Raw genomic sequence first — 18,173 nt, 5'->3', positions numbered from 1 at the left:
CATGAATGCTTTATGGACAGCGTATCTATTTCATATTCGAGAACAAATACGAACAAAAGGATTTCGTATCACTTCGATTGTCATTTCACTGTTAATCCTTGGCTATTTTGCTTATAACCATTTCTCCTCAAATGAAAAAGAAGTTCTAGTTACAGTGATTAACACCAGTACATATTATAGTCTTGATGACAAAATTCTTAAAGAAAACATAGAGGGCTTAGTACTTCACACAGAGCAAATAAAAAATGAAGAGAAGGAACAACAGAAAATTAAAGATCAAGATCTTGATCACTTAATTGTAATTAAAGAGAAGAATTCTATTCCTGTCGTAAATTATTATTATCATCGGTCACCTGACCCAACTGTAATGTTTGCATTCACTAATCAGTTGCAAAAGCAATATTTGGCAAAAGTTTCTACTGAACAAGCTTTGTCTCAGGAGGTTATCAGTCAATTATTTCAAACCATTCCTGTTGAAGAAACGATGCTCGCAGAGAACAATGGAAGCCTTGGGATTGTTTATGTTTTCATCTTCCTAATGTACACTTTTATCCTAATGTTTGGCCAAGGTGTGGCAATGAGTATTACCGGTGAGAAATCGACGCGAGTAATGGAAGTTATGATTACGAAAATCAAACCGATTTACATGCTTTTTGCTAAGGTGCTTTCAAGCTTAACAGCCGGATTAATTCAAGTCTCAGTCTTTTTTCTATCAGGGTATGTCGCTTACCTTATTGGATGGATTAATAAAAACCAATTTAATATTGTAGGATTTGATTTTGATTTATCTCAAATTAATGCTGGATTAATTGTTGCCTTTGTCTTTTTCTTTGCTTGTGGTTATCTTGTCTATGCATTATGTTTCGCTGCACTAGGTTCATTGATTTCTAGAACGGAAGATTTAGGCAGCGTAATGGGTCCAGTCATGGTTCTTGTTGTTGGAGCGCTAATGGTAGGTATCAAAACCATGATGGATCCTACAGGAGGACTCGTAAACTTTTCTACCTATTTCCCATTCTTTTCACCAATTGTAGCGTATTCGAAATTTGTAATGGGAGAGCTTACAACATTGGAATTAATTATTAGCGGCGCCATTTTAGTCGCGTCTATTCTATTACTTGCTATAGGGGCTTCTAAGATTTATGTGAAAGGTGTAATGGTGTACGGTGAAAAATTCAAATGGTCTCATTTAAGTGCCATGTTTAAAAAATAAATATACAAATAGAGCCGATAGGTCTGATCCTATTGTCTCTTATTTTTGGAAGGATACTTAGATCATTTGATGAAACTAGGGATTCAGCAAATATACAGCGAAAAATCCAAGTACATTCGCATGAAATCAATATTTCTTTCATTATAACACCAATTCATATATTACCTTTCCTGTTTTTTGGGAAAAGTAAGATTAGATTCTAACATAGGAAGTGAACCCTAGATTTTTTGTCTATCTCGCAAAATGTTTTGGAATACTATCCCACATAGTGAGATAAGGACGATACATAACTATAACAAAGGTAGAATGGGTGTTATCGAGAAAATTACGGTCAGCTATCAAGAGGACCCCCAAAGAAGAGAGCGTTTGTGTTTCTTGTAACGAAAAGCTTGGTCAAAGTTTACTAAGGAACCAAGTTGGAACTACCGAAGAAAGTGACTGCCACAGCTTAACAATAATGAAGAGCGAGGTAATGACATTGGAGGATAAAGAAAAGCTTCGTTTAACAGCAGCTGAAATGTCGACATTATGGACCCAATATTTAAACGATTCACTGGCTGCATGTGTTAGCACTCACTTTTTAGAAAAAGTAGAAGATGAAGAAACCCGTCCGATTATTGAATTTGTCCTACAAACAGCAAAAACTAATATTTCTACCATGCAAGAGCTTTTTAGAAAAGAGAATTTCCCGATACCAGTTGGATTTAATGAAGATGATGTACATGCTCATGCACCGAAACTGTTTTCTGACACTTTTGTACAAATGTATTTTAAAAATATGTCTATTCTTGCTATGGCAGCAAATAGTGCAGCACTGGGTTTAGCAACACGGCCTGACGTTGTGTCTTTTCATAAAAAGGTATTAGAAGCTTCTGTTCACCTGCAGGATTTATCAAGAGAGATTATGTTAAAACAGGGAACGTATATTAAACCACCTTATATTTCTATACCTGATAAAGTCGACTTTGTGAAGAAACAGCAGTTTTTAGCAGGTTTCTTTGGTCCTAAAAGGGCTATTACGGGGGTAGAAATTACTCATTTATTTCTAAATGTCCAAACGAACGCGATTGGAAAAGCACTGATAACGGGATTTGCCCAAACCACTGAAAATGAAGAAATAAAACAATTTTTATACAGAGGAAAGCAAATTGCTCAAAAGCATGTAGATATATTTAGTGACTTCTTGAAGAAAGAAGACCTTCCCGCACCAATGAGTTGGGACACGGCGGTTTCAGATTCAAAAACATCTGTTTTCTCTGATAAATTAATCATGTTCCATATAACTGGAATGATTGCAGCAGGTATTGGAAACTACGGCATGGCTATGGCTGCCAGTCCAAGAAGAGATATAGGTCTAAGATATGCAACTTTAATCCCTGAAATTTCACTATATGCCGAAGATGGTGCTAATATCATGATTAATCATGGTTGGTTGGAAGAACCACCTCAAGCAGAAGATCGTGACCAATTAATAAAGGGTTAAAAATGATATTCACACATTATAGCGGCTACCCTTATTATTAAAATTATTCACGCACAGCCCTTTCAAAGCGAAGGGGTTTTTTTGTTGATCCTAATTAACCAAGTTTCTCATTGGTATCTACGAAAATCGACCAGATCTTGGGGCTGAATTTTATTCACTCATAAAAAACACAAGGGAGTAAGGATGACATACATGTGATGTCATCTTTTTTTGTAGTCAGAGCCTTTTTTAAAAAAACGGGACAATCCAGGAGTTAGTCTTTAACCTTTAAACCGTTCTTTCAATACTATAGTAATAAAAGGCAGGTGAGTAACATGTACTTGGTCGGCTTTTATTCGCCAAAAGCTAAATCAGGTGTAACGGAATTATCTTTATCTATTTATCATTGGCTTAAAATGAATACAGATTTATCAGCAGCTTTTATTTCATATGGAACATTGGAAAAAGAGGGTCTCTCTAAAGAGGTGATTCACGATTTTTCTAAATTGTCTCTTTCAGAACAAAAGCGAATGGTAAAAAAAATGAAGAAAGAATTTGATATAATTATCTATGATGCCTCCAGTCAGCTGTCTGAAGGAGTATTAAAACTTTTACCTATTGTGGACAGATTATTTGTAGTGGGTGAAGAAAACACAGACTTTGCTGTCAAACTCCATCAAATCATTCAATTCAACAAAATTTTTGATAAAAGTGTAAAGAATTTTATTCAACATTTAAAGGGGAATAAAACCTTTATTATACGTGAAAACAAGGAAGGCCGTGTGATTGGCTTTAATTATACAGCAAAAGAAACAAATGATATTGGTCAGATGGTATATAGAGATTATGTAACGCGTTATTTAGAAGAAAAATTTATTGAAAAGAATGAAAAAATCTATAGAAAAATTAAACAAATTCCTAAAGAGACTTTGTTTCGAGGCTTATATGAACTTGGAATTGATTTTGAGAAGGCACTGCTATTTCATGAATATGTTCTTTTACGAGAAGCGTTAGGGCAAGATTATGAAGAAGCACTTGAAAACCTTTTCCCGCTATTAATCAATTCATCCTTTAAAGAAATTTTAGAAAAATTTCAAAATGAAATTAAGTTTATCGCAAAACTAAAATTATCCTAAAACAGTCAGGAACTCATTTCCTGACTGTTTTAGCGATTGAATTTGTAAGTAATGATGATAAATACTTAACAAATCTTTCAATTTCGGTATAATATTTTAGAAAATAGTTGAACATGTAATCTATTTCTATTACTATTTTTATGTAGAGCCAAAGTTGAAAGTGAGTGGACAATATGGGCCGTAAATGGAACAACATTAAAGAAAAGAAGGCTTCAAAGGATGCAAATACGAGTCGTATTTATGCTAAATTTGGAGTTGAAATTTATGTAGCAGCCAGAAGAGGCGAACCGAACCCTGAATCCAATCAGGCATTAAAATTCGTTTTAGAACGCGCAAAGACCTACAATGTACCAAGACACATCATTGACCGTGCAATAGACAAAGCAAAAGGCGGATCAGAAGAAAGCTACTCTGAGCTTCGTTACGAAGGCTTTGGACCAAACGGATCAATGGTTATTGTTGATGCCTTAACAAATAATGTAAACCGTACAGCGTCTGATGTACGTGCTGCCTTTGGTAAAAATGGCGGTAACATGGGTGTCAGCGGGTCTGTCGCCTATATGTTTGACGCAACTGCGGTTATTGGCCTTGAAGGTAAAACAGCGGATGAAGTTCTAGAAATCTTAATGGAAGCGGATGTCGATGTTCGTGACATTATAGAAGAAGATGAATCTGTTATCGTTTATGCTGAGCCAGATCAATTCAACGCTGTACAAGAAGCATTAAAAAATGCCGGTATTAAGGATTTCACTGTTGCTGAGTTAACGATGCTTGCTCAAAATGAAGTAACACTTCCTGAGGACGCACAAGCAAAGTTCGAAAAAATGATCGACGCTTTGGAAGAACTTGAAGATGTTCAGCAAGTTTACCACAATGTGGATTTAGGTGAATAGGAATTCAAAGAGGACCTTTGTTTTCACAAAGGTCTTTTCTTTTAGATGATTCGTAAGGCAGGTGGAATAATGTCAAAAACAATAAAAATTCAACAGCCAAAAATACCAGATGGTTTAAAAGCTAGACCGTTTCAGCCGATGGAAGATCCTTTTTATGAAATGTGCATGATTAGTGACTGTTCCATTATGAGTGAAGAGGTACATAGAATACGCTTCGAGCAAGTCATATTTAAAAATGTCACCTTTTTGGATGTTTCCTTTAGAAATATTGAATTAACAGATTGTATCTTTGAACACTGTGATTTATCTAATACGGACTTTAGAGAAGGCAGCATTCATAGGGTCGAATTTAAAGAATCTAAGATTTTAGGCCTTAATCTTTCAGACGCTTCACTTGGGAACGTTTTATTTGAAAATTGTAATGCAAATATGACCTCGTTTGGATATTCCAAACTCAAGCAGGTAGCATTCAAAAATTGTTCATTACGAAATGCGGACTACTATGAATCCAAATTTAATCATGTAGCATTTAAACACTGTGATTTAAATGAAGCTAATTTCGAACAAACCCCTTTAAAAGGGATTGATTTAACTACCTGCATCTTTGATCGAATGAATGTATCCATAAAAGACCTCGCGGGCTGTGAAGTTACAGCCGATCAAGCCTTAGGATTTGCACGATTATTAGGATTGATAATAAAATAAAAGGTGCTAGGGAGCAGTCTCATAAGATTGCTCCTTCTTAAGGTGATAGGAAAAATGAAATCACTACTAGAAATTCAGTAGCATGAAATACTATGAATACGACAAAAATAAAGAAAAAAAGGGGATATTTAGATGAAACAAGGTCTCGATTCTAAAGTACTTTCAGTATTAGAAGACAAAATCCAATTAATAAGAACGGAAAAAGGTGCAATTTATTTGGTCGGACCGATAAAGCTTCCCGTTAATTTATATGGAGAAACAGTTCAGTTCAAATGGTACTGCTGGTTAAATTGTGAGGAAGTTACAGAGGACTTCGAAAGAATTATTGATAAATTATCCTCTTCAAACTTAGCTGAATTACAACAGTCAAGTGTTTTAGTTTATGGAGACTTTGAGTATGCAGAGGATGCGATTATTCGTATGCATTCCATATGTCATACCGGTGATATCTTTGGAAGCAAACGATGTGACTGCGGCTATCAGCTTAAAAAATCAATGAAAATGATACAGGAACATGGAACAGGCGCCTTATTCTATTTAGCTAACCATGAAGGAAGAGGAATTGGCTTATTTAGTAAGGCAATGGCATATGTGCTTCAAGAAAACGGATATGATACGGTTGAGGCAAATGAAGGTCTAGGGTTTGTAGACGACTCGAGAAATTACAGCGACGCCATTCAAGTATTAAAGGCGATTCGCCAAAAACCAGTTACTTTAATGACAAACAATCCTAAAAAATTGAATGCTTTAAAAGAAGCAGGATTACAAGTTTCGGGCAGACAGCCGCTTTGGGGAGACATTTCCGAGTATAATGAGAAGTATTTGCAGACAAAGATTAATAAATCTGGACATCTAGAAGAAGATGAAGGGACTTGTCCAAATGACTAATCATGAATTTTATATGGATTTAGCCTTACAAAATGCCCAGGCAATGAAAGGCCAAACTGACCCGAATCCGTTGGTTGGTTCTGTAATTGTCAATGATAATCGAATAGTTGGAATAGGTACTCACTTGAAGGCTGGTGAACCGCATGCTGAGATCCATGCCATTCGAATGGCTGGTGAAAAAGCAAGAGGCGGAACCATTTATGTGACTCTTGAACCATGTTCCCACCATGGTAGAACGGGTCCATGTGCTGTAGCGATTGTTGAAGCAGGGATTAAAAAGGTCGTCATCGCAACCCTTGATCCAAATCCTGTTGTTTCAGGGAATGGTGTAAAAATTCTAGAGGATGCTGGTATCGAAGTCATTATAGGTGTACGTCAGGACGAATCACAAAGAATGAATGAAGTATTTAATAAGTTCATTGTTGAGAGAACACCTTTTGTGACATTGAAAGCTGGCATTACCCTAGACGGGAAAATTGCAACTCATTCCTTTGATAGTAAATGGATTACTTCGGAAGAAGCTCGAAAAGATGTCCATCGCCTTCGAAACGAGAATATGGGGATTCTTGTTGGCGTTAATACGGTTATAAAGGATGATCCAGAGCTTACCACACGTATACCAAATGGACGTAATCCTATCCGGATCGTTTTGGATTCCACTTTAAGAATTCCTTTAGAATCTAAGGTAGTGACGGATAAGCTAGCTGAGACATGGATATTTACAAGCGAAGAGTATGATCAAGAAAAACGCAAGGTATTAGAAGGTTTAGGAATAACCATATTCCCAACAAGCGGATCAAAACATGTTAATCCATCTGAAGTCCTTCAGATATTGGGAGAGAAACTTGTTTCCTCCGTATTAATCGAAGGAGGAGGCACCGTTAACTGGGCGTTCCTCGAAAATAAATTAATTGATAAAGTAGTTTTATATGTAGCTCCCAAAATTATTGGCGGCAGCAGTGCTCCCTCCTTTTTAGCAGGGTCAGGGATGGATAAAATGAAAGATGCTGTACAGTTAGCTGACTTATCTATACAGCCGATTGGACCTGATTATAAATTCACTGGATATCCGATTTACTCACACGAGGAGCCTAAATAATGAAATTTGGTTTCGATATTGATGATACATTAATCAATTTAAGAGAACATGCATTTAATATATACAATAAAAGATTAAACAAAAATGTACCATCTGAAATATTTCATCAGTTAAATAGAGTGGAGATTCATGAGCCCTTTGGGTTAAGTGATGAAGAGGGAAGTCAAATGTGGAAATCCTCTCTAGAAGAGATTTATTATACAGACTGTCCTCCATTTCCAAATGCAGTTGAAACGTTACAAGAACTAGAGAGAAGAGGGCATGAAATCTATTACATAACAGCAAGGCCTAAGGAACATGGAGAGCGGACGAAAAAGTGGATGATAGAACAAGGCTTCCCCGTCCGGGGTGACCGTTTTTTTTATGGAATGCTGGATCATGAAAAGGTTCAAATTATTAAAGAATTAAAGCTAGACTATTACTTTGATGATAAGGCTGAAGTTTTAGATACATTAACTCATGATTCCTTAAAAGTATTTGTAAGAGATCAATCCTATAATCGACAGTTACAATATCCCCGTATAGTTGATTGGACGGAATTAAGTGAAATATTAAACAAAGAACTTGAATAATCAGGTAAGCAGGAGGGGTAAAGAGAACCCTCCTGTTTTTTTCTTTTTCACCGATTAAGGTGAAAACAAGTGGATTATTGAGAAAAACAGCAAAAATGATACGTGTTCACGTTTACATTCTATTTCACAAATTTGTCACAATCTTATATACTGATTTTTGTTCACAACGGACCCGACTTTCATGAGAGTTGAAAGTCATTACTAGATAAAAAAATAGAAAGAGGTGCTCTATGAATCTTAGCACAATTAAATATGAATGGTTTGGCAATATTAAAGGAGATGTGTTATCCGGAATTGTTGTCGCGATGGCATTAATTCCTGAGGCGATTGCTTTTTCACTCATTGCTGGCGTTGACCCGATGATTGGTTTGTATGCTTCATTCTGCATTGCTGTTGTCATCGCATTTGTAGGGGGCAGACCAGGAATGATATCAGCCGCGACAGGTGCTACAGCCTTAGTAATGGTGACGTTAGTGGCAGACTATGGTTTACAGTATTTACTGGCTGCAACCATCCTTACGGGTGTTATTCAAATTATAATGGGTGTACTCAAATTAGGACGTTTAATGAAATTTGTCCCGCGTTCCGTTATGATCGGCTTCGTAAATGCACTTGCCATTTTAATTTTTTCTGCCCAATTAACACATTTTGTTGGAGAATCTTGGGCAATGTATGCAATGGTAGCAGGAGCACTAGCGATAATTTATATTTTTCCTCGTTTTACAAAGGTTGTTCCGTCTCCATTAGTCGCGATTATAACGATTACGATTATTGCGGTTATGACAGGAAGTGGTGTTCGGACGATTGGGGACATGGGGGAATTGTCTCAAACTCTACCGTTCTTTTTAATTCCTGATATTCCTTTTACATTTGAAACCTTAAAAATCATTTTCCCGTATTCCCTTTCGATTGCGATTGTTGGTCTAGTTGAATCGCTATTAACAGCCTCTATTGTTGACGATATGACGGATACAACGAGTGACAAGAATAAGGAAGCAAGGGGACAGGGGATTGCTAACATCGTTTCAGGATTCTTCGGAGGTATGGCTGGTTGTGCTATGATAGGACAATCTGTTATTAATGTGAAATCTGGCGGACGTGGAAGATTATCTGCATTTGTTGCAGGTGTGTTTCTTATGGTGTTAATCATCCTGTTAAATGATTTTTTGGTCCAAATTCCAATGGCTGCATTGGTTGGAGTCATGTTCATGGTTTCGATCGGAACATTTGATTGGTCATCTATAAAGAACATCCACAAGACACCGATTTCAGATACAATCGTGATGATCGCAACGGTTGGAACTGTTTTAATGACACATGATTTATCAAAGGGTGTTTTGGTAGGAATTTTATTAAGTGCGATTTTCTTTGCTTCCAAAATTTCAAAAGTGAGAGTAACGACATCCGCTTCAACAGGTTCACAAAAAAAAGTGTATACTGTATCAGGTCAATTATTTTTTGCTTCGGCTACGGATTTTGTAGACAGCTTTAACTACAATGAGGACGTAAAGGAAGTAAGTATTGATTTAACACAAGCACATTTATGGGATGATTCAGCTGTTGGCGCTATTGATAAGGTCGTCATAAAATATCACCAGAATGATATAAAAGTTCATTTAATAGGACTGAATAAAGAGAGTAATAAATTGATAGAAAAGCTTGCAGTTCATAATAAACCAGGCGGCCTTGAAAAGGCTGCCGGTCATTAATCAATATACTAACACGCTGATACTAACATCAGCGTGTTTTTTTAATAACAAAAGTGATTTCACAAAGTCTCCATATTTTTCAAATATTACATCGATGCGATTCGACATAATCAGTTTGTATTACGTACTCACTCATTCCGATATTTTGATAATTTTTGAAGGTATCAAGGATTTTAGTCGAATATGCATTTTACTCGTCGCAATTTATTGATATTTTCTATTACGTACAGGTGCTACAATGAGGGCAAATAAGTATTACATATGGAACTTGTCATGAAAGGGGTGGTACAAATGACAAAAAAACAATGCATTGCCATGTTGTTAGCAGGAGGGAAAGGGTCAAGACTAAAAGAATTAACTAGAAACGTTGCAAAGCCGGCTGTCCCGTTTGGGGGTAAATACCGAATCATAGATTTTACATTAAGTAATTGCAAAAACTCTAGCATTGATACCGTCGGAATTCTCACTCAATATAAACAAGAGACTCTTCAAAATTATATAGAGAATGGAGAAAAATGGGGCTTTAATCGAAAAGTTGGCGGAGTAGCCATCCTTCAGCCTAATCAAACTGGTAATAAAGAAAATAACTATGAAGGTACTGCACATGCTGTTTATGAGAACCTCAGGTTTATCGAAAGTCAAAATCCTGAATATGTACTCATCCTATCGGGAGATCATATTTATAAAATGGATTACAGTCATATGGTCAATGAGCATAAACGTTCGGGAGCGGATGCAACGATATCCGTTATTCAAGTCCCATGGAGTGAAGCAAATAGATTTGGAATTATGAATATAGATTCAGAGACCAATCAAATTATTGAGTTTGAGGAAAAGCCTGTTTATCCAAAGTCTAATCTTGCTTCTATGGGAATCTATATATTTAACTGGCCAATTCTAAAGAAATTTCTAGAAAAAGAAGAAAACAATCCATTTTCTTCAAAGGATTTTGGCAAGGATGTTATCCCATCCATGCTTCGTGCGAACTGCCATTTACATGCCTATCAATTCAATGGTTATTGGAAGGATGTTGGCACCGTTCAAAGCTTTTGGGAGGCACATATGGATCTTCTATCTGTAAACACCAACCCGATATTAAAAGATGAAGAATGGATTATTTATACGAATGGCATGAGCCAGCCTCCTATGTATTTGGATGGAAAAGCAACCTTACACCAATCCATTATAAGTGAAGGGTGCAAGGTTTATGGAGAGGTTGAAAATTCTGTATTATTTTACGGAGTAACAGTTGGTAAAGGGGCTATCATAAAAGATTCGGTTATATTGCCAAATACCATAATTGAAGAAAATGCTGAGATTTATCGCTCCGTGGTAGGAAGCGGAAGTCTCATCGGCGCAAATGTCAAAGTCGGAGATTCAACACCTTTTAGTGATATTACTCTAATAGGAGATAATGAAAATATTCAACCACTAGTGTATAAATAATTCCAGAAGCGAAATCCCAGTGATTTCGTTTTTTTATTGGAGGTAACATCATTGACATTCATAAAAAGTTATAATACTATTATCTCATATTCAAGATAAATCAATTCAAGTTATTTTTACAATGTAAATAGATCATCCGTATATAGGAAAGATTGATTATGGTATGGTACGATTTAAAGAAAGAGAACTAAACAAAAAGGAGTGAAATACTTTTGCTTTCCATTGATCCTTCAAAAGTGACAGAACGGGAAAATTATAAATTTTTAATTGGTAGTATTGTACCTAGGCCAATTGCTTTCGTTACAAGCATGTCAGATAAGGGAATTTTAAATGGTGCACCATTTAGTTATTTTAATATTGTTTCATCCAATCCTCCTATGATTTCTTTAGCGATACAGCGAGCTGCAGGCAGACAAAAGGATACTGCGAGAAACATAATCGAGTTAAAAGAGTTTGTCGTTCATATTGTGGATGAAAACAATGTTGAAGAAATCAATAAGACGGCTGCAAGTTTACCGCCTAATGAAAGTGAAATAGAATTAACCAAACTCACCCCGGTTGAAAGCTTAAAAATTACCGTACCTGGTGTAAAAGAAGCAAAAATCCGTATGGAGTGTACGTTAGAACATTCGGTAGAACTTGGAGGTCAAGATGCTCCAGGCGTTGATTTGATTATCGGGAAAGTCGTTCAATTTCATATAGAGGAGGATATCTACCAAAAGGGCAGAATTGATCCTATTGGATTGGGAGCAGTAAGCCGATTGGCTGGTACGAATTATGCAAAGATTGGTGAGATATTTTCAATCGAACGTCCTAAATGATTCTTGGAGGTACAGAAATATGATCCATATATTTAATAAGGGAAAAGATAGAGCAAAACCAACATTTCTAATGCTCCATGGTACTGGTGGAAATGAATTAGACCTTCTGCCACTTGCTGGAATGATTGATGAACAAGCTTCAGTATTAAGTGTACGTGGTAATGTATTGGAAAATGGAATGCCGCGATTTTTTCGAAGATTAGCAGAAGGTGTATTTGATGAAGAAGACCTCCTAATCCGTACAAAGGAATTAAACGAATTCCTAAATGAAGCAGCGGACAAATATGAGTTCGACCGTAATAATATCATTGCAATCGGATACTCAAACGGAGCGAATATAGCAGCAAGCTTACTATTTCATTATCAAAATGCATTAAAAGGTGCGATTCTTCATCACCCAATGGTGCCGAGAAGAGGAATAGACCTTCCAGATTTAACAGGTACCAATGTATTTATCGCAGCAGGTACAAACGATCCCATTTGTTCACCATCGGAATCATCTGAATTGCAAACTTTATTGGAAAATGCCAAAGCGGACGTTGTCCTGCATTGGGAAAATCGAGGTCATCAATTGACCAGGGAAGAAGTAGAGGCTGCGGCAGATTGGTTTCGAAATTTATAAAAATAACAAGCTAATCCAATCGATTAGCTGTTATTTTGCCTTAAGAATATTTGGATTTCATTTGATAATATGGCCGTATCCGATGGGTACCAATAATAGGTGGAACCGTCAAATTGAACGTCAAATTTGTAAGCGATTGGTTGGTCAGTATACAAAACAATTTGAAAATAGTCTGGGTCACCTTTTTCCATATTTGGCTGGAAATTTGGTGATTCTTCACTATTTTTTAACAGCTCAAGAATGTGATTAAGCTCTTCTTGATTGGTATATTTACTTAGTAATTTATCACCATTAGTGGCATTAGGTTGATAAATTTCTATTTTATTAACCTTATCAAGTGACACATTCTTAAAATGCCATTGTTGGTCTGCCGCCTCTCGTGAATAATAAACACTATATCCGTTGATTTGGCGATCATCCTTTACCGCTAGTAAATTGGGATTACCCTTAATGGTGAAAAACTCGGTTCCTTTTTCGTGAAAGGCAGCATCACCATTTCTAATTTTATAATTAGGATTTGTTACATTGTCAGCGACTTTATATTTAACAGCACCTAGTTTATCCCCAATGTATTTTTCATCCGCTAAAACACCGGTGTAAATCCCGTTGTACTCGATTCCTTCCCACTTAATAAAATCAACCCAATCAATAACAGTATGACCGTCAAATGGTGTTGAACGACAACCGGTTAATACCATCAATAGTAAAATAAAAAAGCCCCATTTTCTCATTCCATCACCTCTATATATACAGACGTATCCCTTACTACTTGGTTCCACCTAAGTGGAACTAATTTATCTATTAAATAATTGGATGATCCGAAATTTACATAAGAGGTGTATAAATAAAAAAACCAGATTGGATTTCCATTCTGGTTTTTCACGCTTATTTTTTCTCTGCAAGCCATGAAGCTACTGCATCTGCGTCTTCACCTGAAAGGATCCCTCCAGGCATACCGCCTTTTCCATTCAAAATAATCCCTTCAATCTCATCCTTCGAGTATTTTGAGCCGATTTTGTCAAGGTCAGGAGCACCTCCACTCTTTAAATCACCGCCATGACATGACGAACAGTTTTGCTGAAAAAGCGCGTCTCCGTCACCTGCATTTGCTGTTTGCTGCTGTTCATCACCAGCCTGTTCCTCAGTAGTTGTATTATCTTGTTCCGTTTCATCGTTTCCGCCTCCGCAAGAGGTCAAAAAGCCTAGGAAGGCAATACAGACTATACCGTAGAGCAGTTTTTTCATATCATTCACCTCCATTTAATACTAGGTTTTCATAGATAGGTGTTGAATATACTGGTTTTCGATTGAACGTTAATAAAATTATAAAGGAAATAATAAAAAACACGCACAAAAAAAGCTGCCGATATTTTCTCGACAGCTTCTAAGGTTCAATTTTCAAATCATCTTCCCAATATCGAACACTCTCTGTCTTCGATGTAGGTTCTCTTTTAACCACTTTTCCTGCTTCGTCGTAATAGACTTCATATTCCTGATAGATCTCCACGAAGTAACCATTTATTTTCTGAATATCATCGAGCTTATATTCCAACACCGGCACATCTGTTGGTGGTTCTACATCCACTGGTTGTGCCACTGCAGGTTCACTGACCGTTAAGTAGGAATAGTTACGATGAATAAATGAATATGGCGAATCAAGATAGGCTACAAGTGCAATAATGACACATAGAAATAAAAACGTCTTGAAATGAGAGGCTAGTTTCATTCATCTCGGCTCCTTTTTCAAATACATCCTCGTAACCTATCTTATGCATGTCCTTATCACATATGCTAGTTTGTTTTAAAGACTACAGCTTTTGTCCGATAAAATTGATATAGTATCAGGGCTATCACTGAAATGATGGCTCCAGATATATAAGGTAATCCAATTGAAAGGGAGAACAACCATCCTCCAAGCGGCGGTCCAACAATCCTGCCTAACGAGTCAAAGGAAGAAAGCAGTCCCGTTGCACTTCCATGACCAGCATCAGTAGTTTTTGTCAGCAGGGAAGAGACACTAGGACGAATAACGCCGTTTCCAATCCCAAAGATTGATAAAAATATAGCTGCAGTGGTAAAACTGTCTACAAACAGAATCAATCCGAAACCAATGGCAGATACAATGATTCCTCCTTGAATAACAGTACCTTCACCATATTTTTTTGTTAATTTACCAACCATGCCGCCTTGGACCATAGCACCCGCAAATCCCATAATCATGAAAATATATCCTAACTGAGTAGCCCCAAGCCCAGCCTTTTTTGCAGCAAAATAAGCAAATGTTGCTTCTAAGCCAGATAATGAGAGAGAAATTAAAAGTTGTAATAAAAACAATACGGCAGCAGGACCAGAAAATGCCTTCCATCTCGATTGCTTATGATTTTTGTTCAACTCTTCATTATCTTTTTGTAAGGATTCTTTCAAGAAAAAGAAAATGATGACTAAGGTTATCAGCGAAGAGACACCTGCAAGGTAAAATGGCGTACTCATACTAGATTTTGAGAACACACCGCCAATCGCAGGACCAAATACAAAGCCTAGTCCTACTGCCGCTCCTACAATCCCCATTCCTTTTCCACGGTTTTCAGGTGTGGTAATATCGGCAACATAGGCCATCGCAGTCGGCATATTAGCCGAAGAAAGTACTCCGCCAATAATTCGTGCGGCAAATAACATCCAAAGCTCAGTAGCCATCGCTTGGATGAAGAAGGATAATGATAATCCGGCGATTCCAATCATCATAATCGGCTTACGACCGATACGGTCGGATAATTTCCCCCAAAATGGCGCGAAGATAAGCTGCATTAGGGAATAAACAGCCATTAATAAGCCTAATTGCGTAGGGGAAGCACCCATTTCTTCAGCATAAAATGGCAGAACAGGAATAATGATTCCGAAGCCTATCATGACTAGGAACATGACTAAAAATAAAATTGGTAAAGCTCTTTTTGTTTCCAAATAACTCCAACTCCTAAATGATCTGAACAGTATGTAAAAATTACTACAAATTTTGGCACTAAGCTTAGGATAATAGAAAACATGAATCTAATACAAGCATTTCAAATTATTATTTAAAATAAATTTCTAAGATGATAGGATGGCGCCAAAATACCTACTATCAATATGTTAGCAAAAGTCTATCAACTGCTAGCACACCGATAGTAGGTAGATAAAGATATAAAAGAGCACAAGCCGAAGGGGCATGTGCTCTTTATTTTACTGCTTTCCGAGTTGTTTCTGAGGCAAAATCTGCAATAAGGACGAGGATCATATAACACAATAATAGTAACGTAATTTGTGTATAGTCAAAATAACTCATCGCAAGCTTAAAGTCCATTCCAAGACCACCTGCACCTACAAACCCTACTACGATAGTCGTTCTCATGATAACTTCCCATCTGTATAGAATATAGGTGAGAAATCGAGGAAGAACGATAGGCAGGATTCCGTAAAAGAAGATTTCTATTTTGGAAGCACCAGCGGTCGCTAAATTCCGAATGGGCCTAGGGTCCATGTCTTCGATAACCTCTGCCCAAAGTTTCCCCAATATACCAAAGTTATGAAGAGCCAGGGCTAATGCACCTGGCAGAATACCAGGTTTAAAAATAAAGATAATCATCATCGCCCAGACTAATTCTGGAACAGACCTGGAAAAGATGTAAAGAAGACGAATCAGACCAAACATCGGCCAGTTATACCATCTCTTTTTTAATGTAAGATTTCCATTCGCAATATTTCTTGCGGCAGGAATAACCGTAATGAACGCGACAATCGTGGAAAAACCAATTGCCATAATGCTCATTTCAAGTGTTTCCATCGTAAGCCTCAAAGCGAGTGCCCAGCTTTCACCGTCTAAAAAGGCAGGATTCTCCTGATTGATTCCAAGGAGACCGCCGAAAAACTTCTTAGCATATTCCATATTTTTTTCAGATAATAGCTCAAATAATCTAGCGTTTTCACCTATGGTAATGTATATCCAAGAACCAACTACTAACAAGGTGGCAAATAGAACAGACATCCAGCCAGAACCAAAACCTTTTATTCTCTTATGATTAGTTAATCCCATACGAACCCAATGGCTCCAAGCATCTACCAATATCACAAGAGCAATTAAGTAGAAGACAAATGTCCAAACTGCATCATATTTTAAATCGGCTAGTGCCAATTGAATTTGAAATCCAAGTCCTCCTAAACCAACAAAGCTCATAATAGCAGAAGAGCGGATCGCACATTCAAACCGGTACATCGTATAACTGATAAAATCTGCCCAAACCAAAGGAAGGTAGCCATAAAATAGCGTTTGAAGCCGTGAGGAACCAGCTGCTTTTAAAGCAATGATTGGCTCCTTGGGAACATCATTTAGCATATCTGCAAATATTCGACCTAGAATCCCGCCGTAAGGAATGGCAAGTGCCAGGATTGCAGCATAAGGAGATAATCCGACTGCTGCTACAAAAAGCCACGCCCAAATTAATTCGTGTATCGAACGAGTAAAACCTAGAATACCTCTAAAAAACACCTTCGAAATAAAGCGCGAAAAATTGCTGGAAGTTAACGTTCCAGAAGCAAGGACACCCACTATAAAAGCATAGATAATGGCAAGCGACATACCCGCAACAGCATATGCCAGTGTAATCCAAGCAGATTCCAATCCGACTAATAAAATTCTTGGTTCTAAATTGGGCTGGATTAGCCCTTCAACTATCTGCAGCATCGTAGGAATCCCGCCTGCATGGAAAAGCTCAGAGTTCCAATGAATGGAGGTAAGACTCCAAACGAAAACAGCCAGCAACAGAACAGTAAGGATAAATCTTTTATGCAATTGGAGGGAGGGGATCCGTTTCATCATTTTACTCCTGCTCCTTAAGCAGATAAAGGTCACTTAACAGCTCGTCCGTTACTTTTGCTGTTGGCAGGTCAAAAAATATTTCTCCGTTTTTGAGCGAAATGATTCTTGTAAAGTACTTTCGTGCATATTCCACTGAATGTAAGCTGGCAACTAATGTTTGATTTTCCTCTGAAACAATTTTAGTCAGCATGGAAAGTACATCGTCAGCACGAGCAGGGTCAAGTGACGCTACTGGTTCATCCGCAAGAATAATCTCTGGATTCTGTATCATTAATCTTGCCATTGCCACACGCTGTTGTTCACCGCCTGATAATGTAGCGGTTATTTCGTAAGATTTATCTCTAAGCCCGACCCTTTCTAGTGCTGAGAGGGCTGATTCCTTTTCTTGAGGGACGAGTAATGAAACTAATGATTTCAATAATCCCCATTCCGATAATTTGCCTGCAAGAACATTATGAATAACGGCTAATGGACCAATTAAATCGAACTGTTGGCGGATTACCCCGATTTTTTTTGCGAATTTCTTTCCTCGTTTGTAATCACGAAGAGGCAGACTATCTATAAGGAGCTCGCCGCTTTGTAGAGGAACAAGACCGGCAATGGAATTTAATAATGTTGTTTTTCCAGCACCGCTAGGACCAATTAATGCCACCATTTCACCTTGTTTAATAGAAAAAGAAAGGGAAGATAAGGCTATCTTCCGCTCAAAATGTTTTGTTATGTTTTTTGCTTCAATCATCGTTTTTGAAGACATGGAA

18 protein-coding genes and 1 pseudogene are annotated in these 18,173 nt (G+C 37.3%); 13 read left to right on the top strand and 6 right to left on the bottom strand.

The window, feature by feature from the left end; genetic code table 11:
* The first annotated feature begins 1 nt into the window (after position 1).
* The 13 genes and pseudogenes from ACN6MT_RS18400 to ACN6MT_RS18340 all read left to right on the top strand — a co-directional run bounded on the left by ACN6MT_RS18400 (position 2) and on the right by ACN6MT_RS18340 (position 12,566).
* Complete coding sequence (locus ACN6MT_RS18400; protein ID WP_419887423.1) at positions 2–1,213, top strand: ABC transporter permease; 1,212 nt, start codon at positions 2–4, stop codon at positions 1,211–1,213.
* Positions 1,214–1,468: 255 nt separating this feature from the next.
* A pseudogene (locus ACN6MT_RS18395) lies at positions 1,469–1,622 on the top strand (mechanosensitive ion channel family protein); the annotation flags it as partial.
* A gap of 63 nt (positions 1,623–1,685) precedes the next feature.
* On the top strand, positions 1,686–2,696 hold the full coding sequence (locus ACN6MT_RS18390; RefSeq protein WP_419956477.1) for a DUF3231 family protein: 1,011 nt from the start codon (positions 1,686–1,688) through the stop codon (positions 2,694–2,696).
* A 314-nt stretch (positions 2,697–3,010) separates the two neighbouring features.
* Positions 3,011–3,811, top strand: a complete 801-nt coding sequence (locus tag ACN6MT_RS18385; protein WP_063254292.1) for a hypothetical protein — start codon at positions 3,011–3,013, stop codon at positions 3,809–3,811.
* A 173-nt stretch (positions 3,812–3,984) separates the two neighbouring features.
* Entirely contained in the window at positions 3,985–4,704 is a 720-nt protein-coding gene (locus ACN6MT_RS18380; protein ID WP_063254291.1) for a YebC/PmpR family DNA-binding transcriptional regulator, read from the top strand.
* Between the two features lie 69 nt (positions 4,705–4,773).
* Positions 4,774–5,409, top strand: a complete 636-nt coding sequence (locus tag ACN6MT_RS18375) for a pentapeptide repeat-containing protein (protein WP_419887422.1) — start codon at positions 4,774–4,776, stop codon at positions 5,407–5,409.
* Between the two features lie 132 nt (positions 5,410–5,541).
* The gene (locus ACN6MT_RS18370; RefSeq protein WP_419887421.1) at positions 5,542–6,297 is read left to right on the top strand and encodes a GTP cyclohydrolase II; all 756 of its coding nucleotides are present in this window, start codon (positions 5,542–5,544) and stop codon (positions 6,295–6,297) included.
* Positions 6,290–7,396, top strand: coding sequence for a bifunctional diaminohydroxyphosphoribosylaminopyrimidine deaminase/5-amino-6-(5-phosphoribosylamino)uracil reductase RibD (gene ribD, locus ACN6MT_RS18365; RefSeq protein WP_419887420.1), 1,107 nt, complete (start codon positions 6,290–6,292; stop codon positions 7,394–7,396). Before ACN6MT_RS18370 ends, ribD begins: the two co-directional genes overlap by 8 nt.
* Entirely contained in the window at positions 7,396–7,968 is a 573-nt protein-coding gene (locus tag ACN6MT_RS18360; RefSeq protein WP_419887419.1) for a 5' nucleotidase, NT5C type, read from the top strand. The genes ribD and ACN6MT_RS18360 overlap by 1 nt, the downstream gene beginning before the upstream one ends.
* Positions 7,969–8,198: 230 nt before the next feature.
* On the top strand, positions 8,199–9,677 hold the full coding sequence (locus tag ACN6MT_RS18355) for a SulP family inorganic anion transporter (RefSeq protein WP_419887418.1): 1,479 nt from the start codon (positions 8,199–8,201) through the stop codon (positions 9,675–9,677).
* Between the two features lie 291 nt (positions 9,678–9,968).
* On the top strand, positions 9,969–11,123 hold the full coding sequence (locus tag ACN6MT_RS18350) for a glucose-1-phosphate adenylyltransferase (protein WP_419887417.1): 1,155 nt from the start codon (positions 9,969–9,971) through the stop codon (positions 11,121–11,123).
* Between the two features lie 212 nt (positions 11,124–11,335).
* On the top strand, positions 11,336–11,944 hold the full coding sequence (locus ACN6MT_RS18345) for a flavin reductase family protein (protein ID WP_419887416.1): 609 nt from the start codon (positions 11,336–11,338) through the stop codon (positions 11,942–11,944).
* Between the two features lie 19 nt (positions 11,945–11,963).
* Entirely contained in the window at positions 11,964–12,566 is a 603-nt protein-coding gene (locus tag ACN6MT_RS18340) for an alpha/beta hydrolase (protein ID WP_419887415.1), read from the top strand.
* 23 nt (positions 12,567–12,589) lie between these two features.
* On the opposite strand, the gene ACN6MT_RS18335 is transcribed toward ACN6MT_RS18340, so the two are convergent.
* The 6 genes from ACN6MT_RS18335 to ACN6MT_RS18310 form a co-directional block, all read right to left on the bottom strand.
* Positions 12,590–13,297 (bottom strand): hypothetical protein, encoded by a 708-nt coding sequence (locus ACN6MT_RS18335; protein WP_419887414.1) that lies wholly within the window; start codon positions 13,295–13,297, stop codon positions 12,590–12,592.
* A gap of 154 nt (positions 13,298–13,451) precedes the next feature.
* Positions 13,452–13,811: a cytochrome c551 gene (cccB, locus tag ACN6MT_RS18330; RefSeq protein WP_419887413.1), complete on the bottom strand. Its 360-nt coding sequence runs from the start codon at positions 13,809–13,811 to the stop codon at positions 13,452–13,454.
* A gap of 139 nt (positions 13,812–13,950) precedes the next feature.
* On the bottom strand, positions 13,951–14,292 hold the full coding sequence (locus tag ACN6MT_RS18325) for a hypothetical protein (RefSeq protein ID WP_419887412.1): 342 nt from the start codon (positions 14,290–14,292) through the stop codon (positions 13,951–13,953).
* 65 nt (positions 14,293–14,357) lie between these two features.
* A complete protein-coding gene (locus ACN6MT_RS18320) occupies positions 14,358–15,524 on the bottom strand; it encodes an MFS transporter (protein ID WP_419887411.1) in 1,167 nt (388 codons plus the stop codon).
* Positions 15,525–15,777: 253 nt separating this feature from the next.
* On the bottom strand, positions 15,778–17,415 hold the full coding sequence (locus tag ACN6MT_RS18315) for a PhnE/PtxC family ABC transporter permease (RefSeq protein WP_419887410.1): 1,638 nt from the start codon (positions 17,413–17,415) through the stop codon (positions 15,778–15,780).
* A 1-nt stretch (position 17,416) separates the two neighbouring features.
* Positions 17,417–18,169: a phosphonate ABC transporter ATP-binding protein gene (locus tag ACN6MT_RS18310; protein WP_419887409.1), complete on the bottom strand. Its 753-nt coding sequence runs from the start codon at positions 18,167–18,169 to the stop codon at positions 17,417–17,419.
* Positions 18,170–18,173: the final 4 nt, after the last annotated feature.

The sequence above is a fragment of the Neobacillus niacini genome, from assembly GCF_048572935.1.
GTDB lineage: Bacteria > Bacillota > Bacilli > Bacillales > Cytobacillaceae > Neobacillus > Neobacillus niacini.
The sequence above is the reverse complement of the archived record's forward strand: the minus strand, read 5'-3'. Positions and strand labels throughout refer to the sequence as shown.

What these genes read in the sequence shown, in the direction of transcription:
- ACN6MT_RS18350 (WP_419887417.1), top strand. Translation starts at nt 9,969, where the DNA reads ATGACAAAAAAACAATGCATTGCCATGTTGTTAGCAGGAGGGAAAGGG.
- ACN6MT_RS18400 (WP_419887423.1), top strand. Translation starts at nt 2, where the DNA reads ATGAATGCTTTATGGACAGCGTATCTATTTCATATTCGAGAACAAATA.
- ribD (WP_419887420.1), top strand. Translation starts at nt 6,290, where the DNA reads ATGACTAATCATGAATTTTATATGGATTTAGCCTTACAAAATGCCCAG.
- ACN6MT_RS18340 (WP_419887415.1), top strand. Translation starts at nt 11,964, where the DNA reads ATGATCCATATATTTAATAAGGGAAAAGATAGAGCAAAACCAACATTT.
- ACN6MT_RS18310 (WP_419887409.1), bottom strand. Translation starts at nt 18,169, where the DNA reads ATGTCTTCAAAAACGATGATTGAAGCAAAAAACATAACAAAACATTTT.
- ACN6MT_RS18315 (WP_419887410.1), bottom strand. Translation starts at nt 17,415, where the DNA reads ATGATGAAACGGATCCCCTCCCTCCAATTGCATAAAAGATTTATCCTT.
- ACN6MT_RS18380 (WP_063254291.1), top strand. Translation starts at nt 3,985, where the DNA reads ATGGGCCGTAAATGGAACAACATTAAAGAAAAGAAGGCTTCAAAGGAT.
- ACN6MT_RS18335 (WP_419887414.1), bottom strand. Translation starts at nt 13,297, where the DNA reads ATGAGAAAATGGGGCTTTTTTATTTTACTATTGATGGTATTAACCGGT.
- ACN6MT_RS18390 (WP_419956477.1), top strand. Translation starts at nt 1,686, where the DNA reads ATGACATTGGAGGATAAAGAAAAGCTTCGTTTAACAGCAGCTGAAATG.
- ACN6MT_RS18355 (WP_419887418.1), top strand. Translation starts at nt 8,199, where the DNA reads ATGAATCTTAGCACAATTAAATATGAATGGTTTGGCAATATTAAAGGA.
- ACN6MT_RS18370 (WP_419887421.1), top strand. Translation starts at nt 5,542, where the DNA reads ATGAAACAAGGTCTCGATTCTAAAGTACTTTCAGTATTAGAAGACAAA.
- cccB (WP_419887413.1), bottom strand. Translation starts at nt 13,811, where the DNA reads ATGAAAAAACTGCTCTACGGTATAGTCTGTATTGCCTTCCTAGGCTTT.
- ACN6MT_RS18360 (WP_419887419.1), top strand. Translation starts at nt 7,396, where the DNA reads ATGAAATTTGGTTTCGATATTGATGATACATTAATCAATTTAAGAGAA.
- ACN6MT_RS18385 (WP_063254292.1), top strand. Translation starts at nt 3,011, where the DNA reads ATGTACTTGGTCGGCTTTTATTCGCCAAAAGCTAAATCAGGTGTAACG.
- ACN6MT_RS18325 (WP_419887412.1), bottom strand. Translation starts at nt 14,292, where the DNA reads ATGAAACTAGCCTCTCATTTCAAGACGTTTTTATTTCTATGTGTCATT.
- ACN6MT_RS18375 (WP_419887422.1), top strand. Translation starts at nt 4,774, where the DNA reads ATGTCAAAAACAATAAAAATTCAACAGCCAAAAATACCAGATGGTTTA.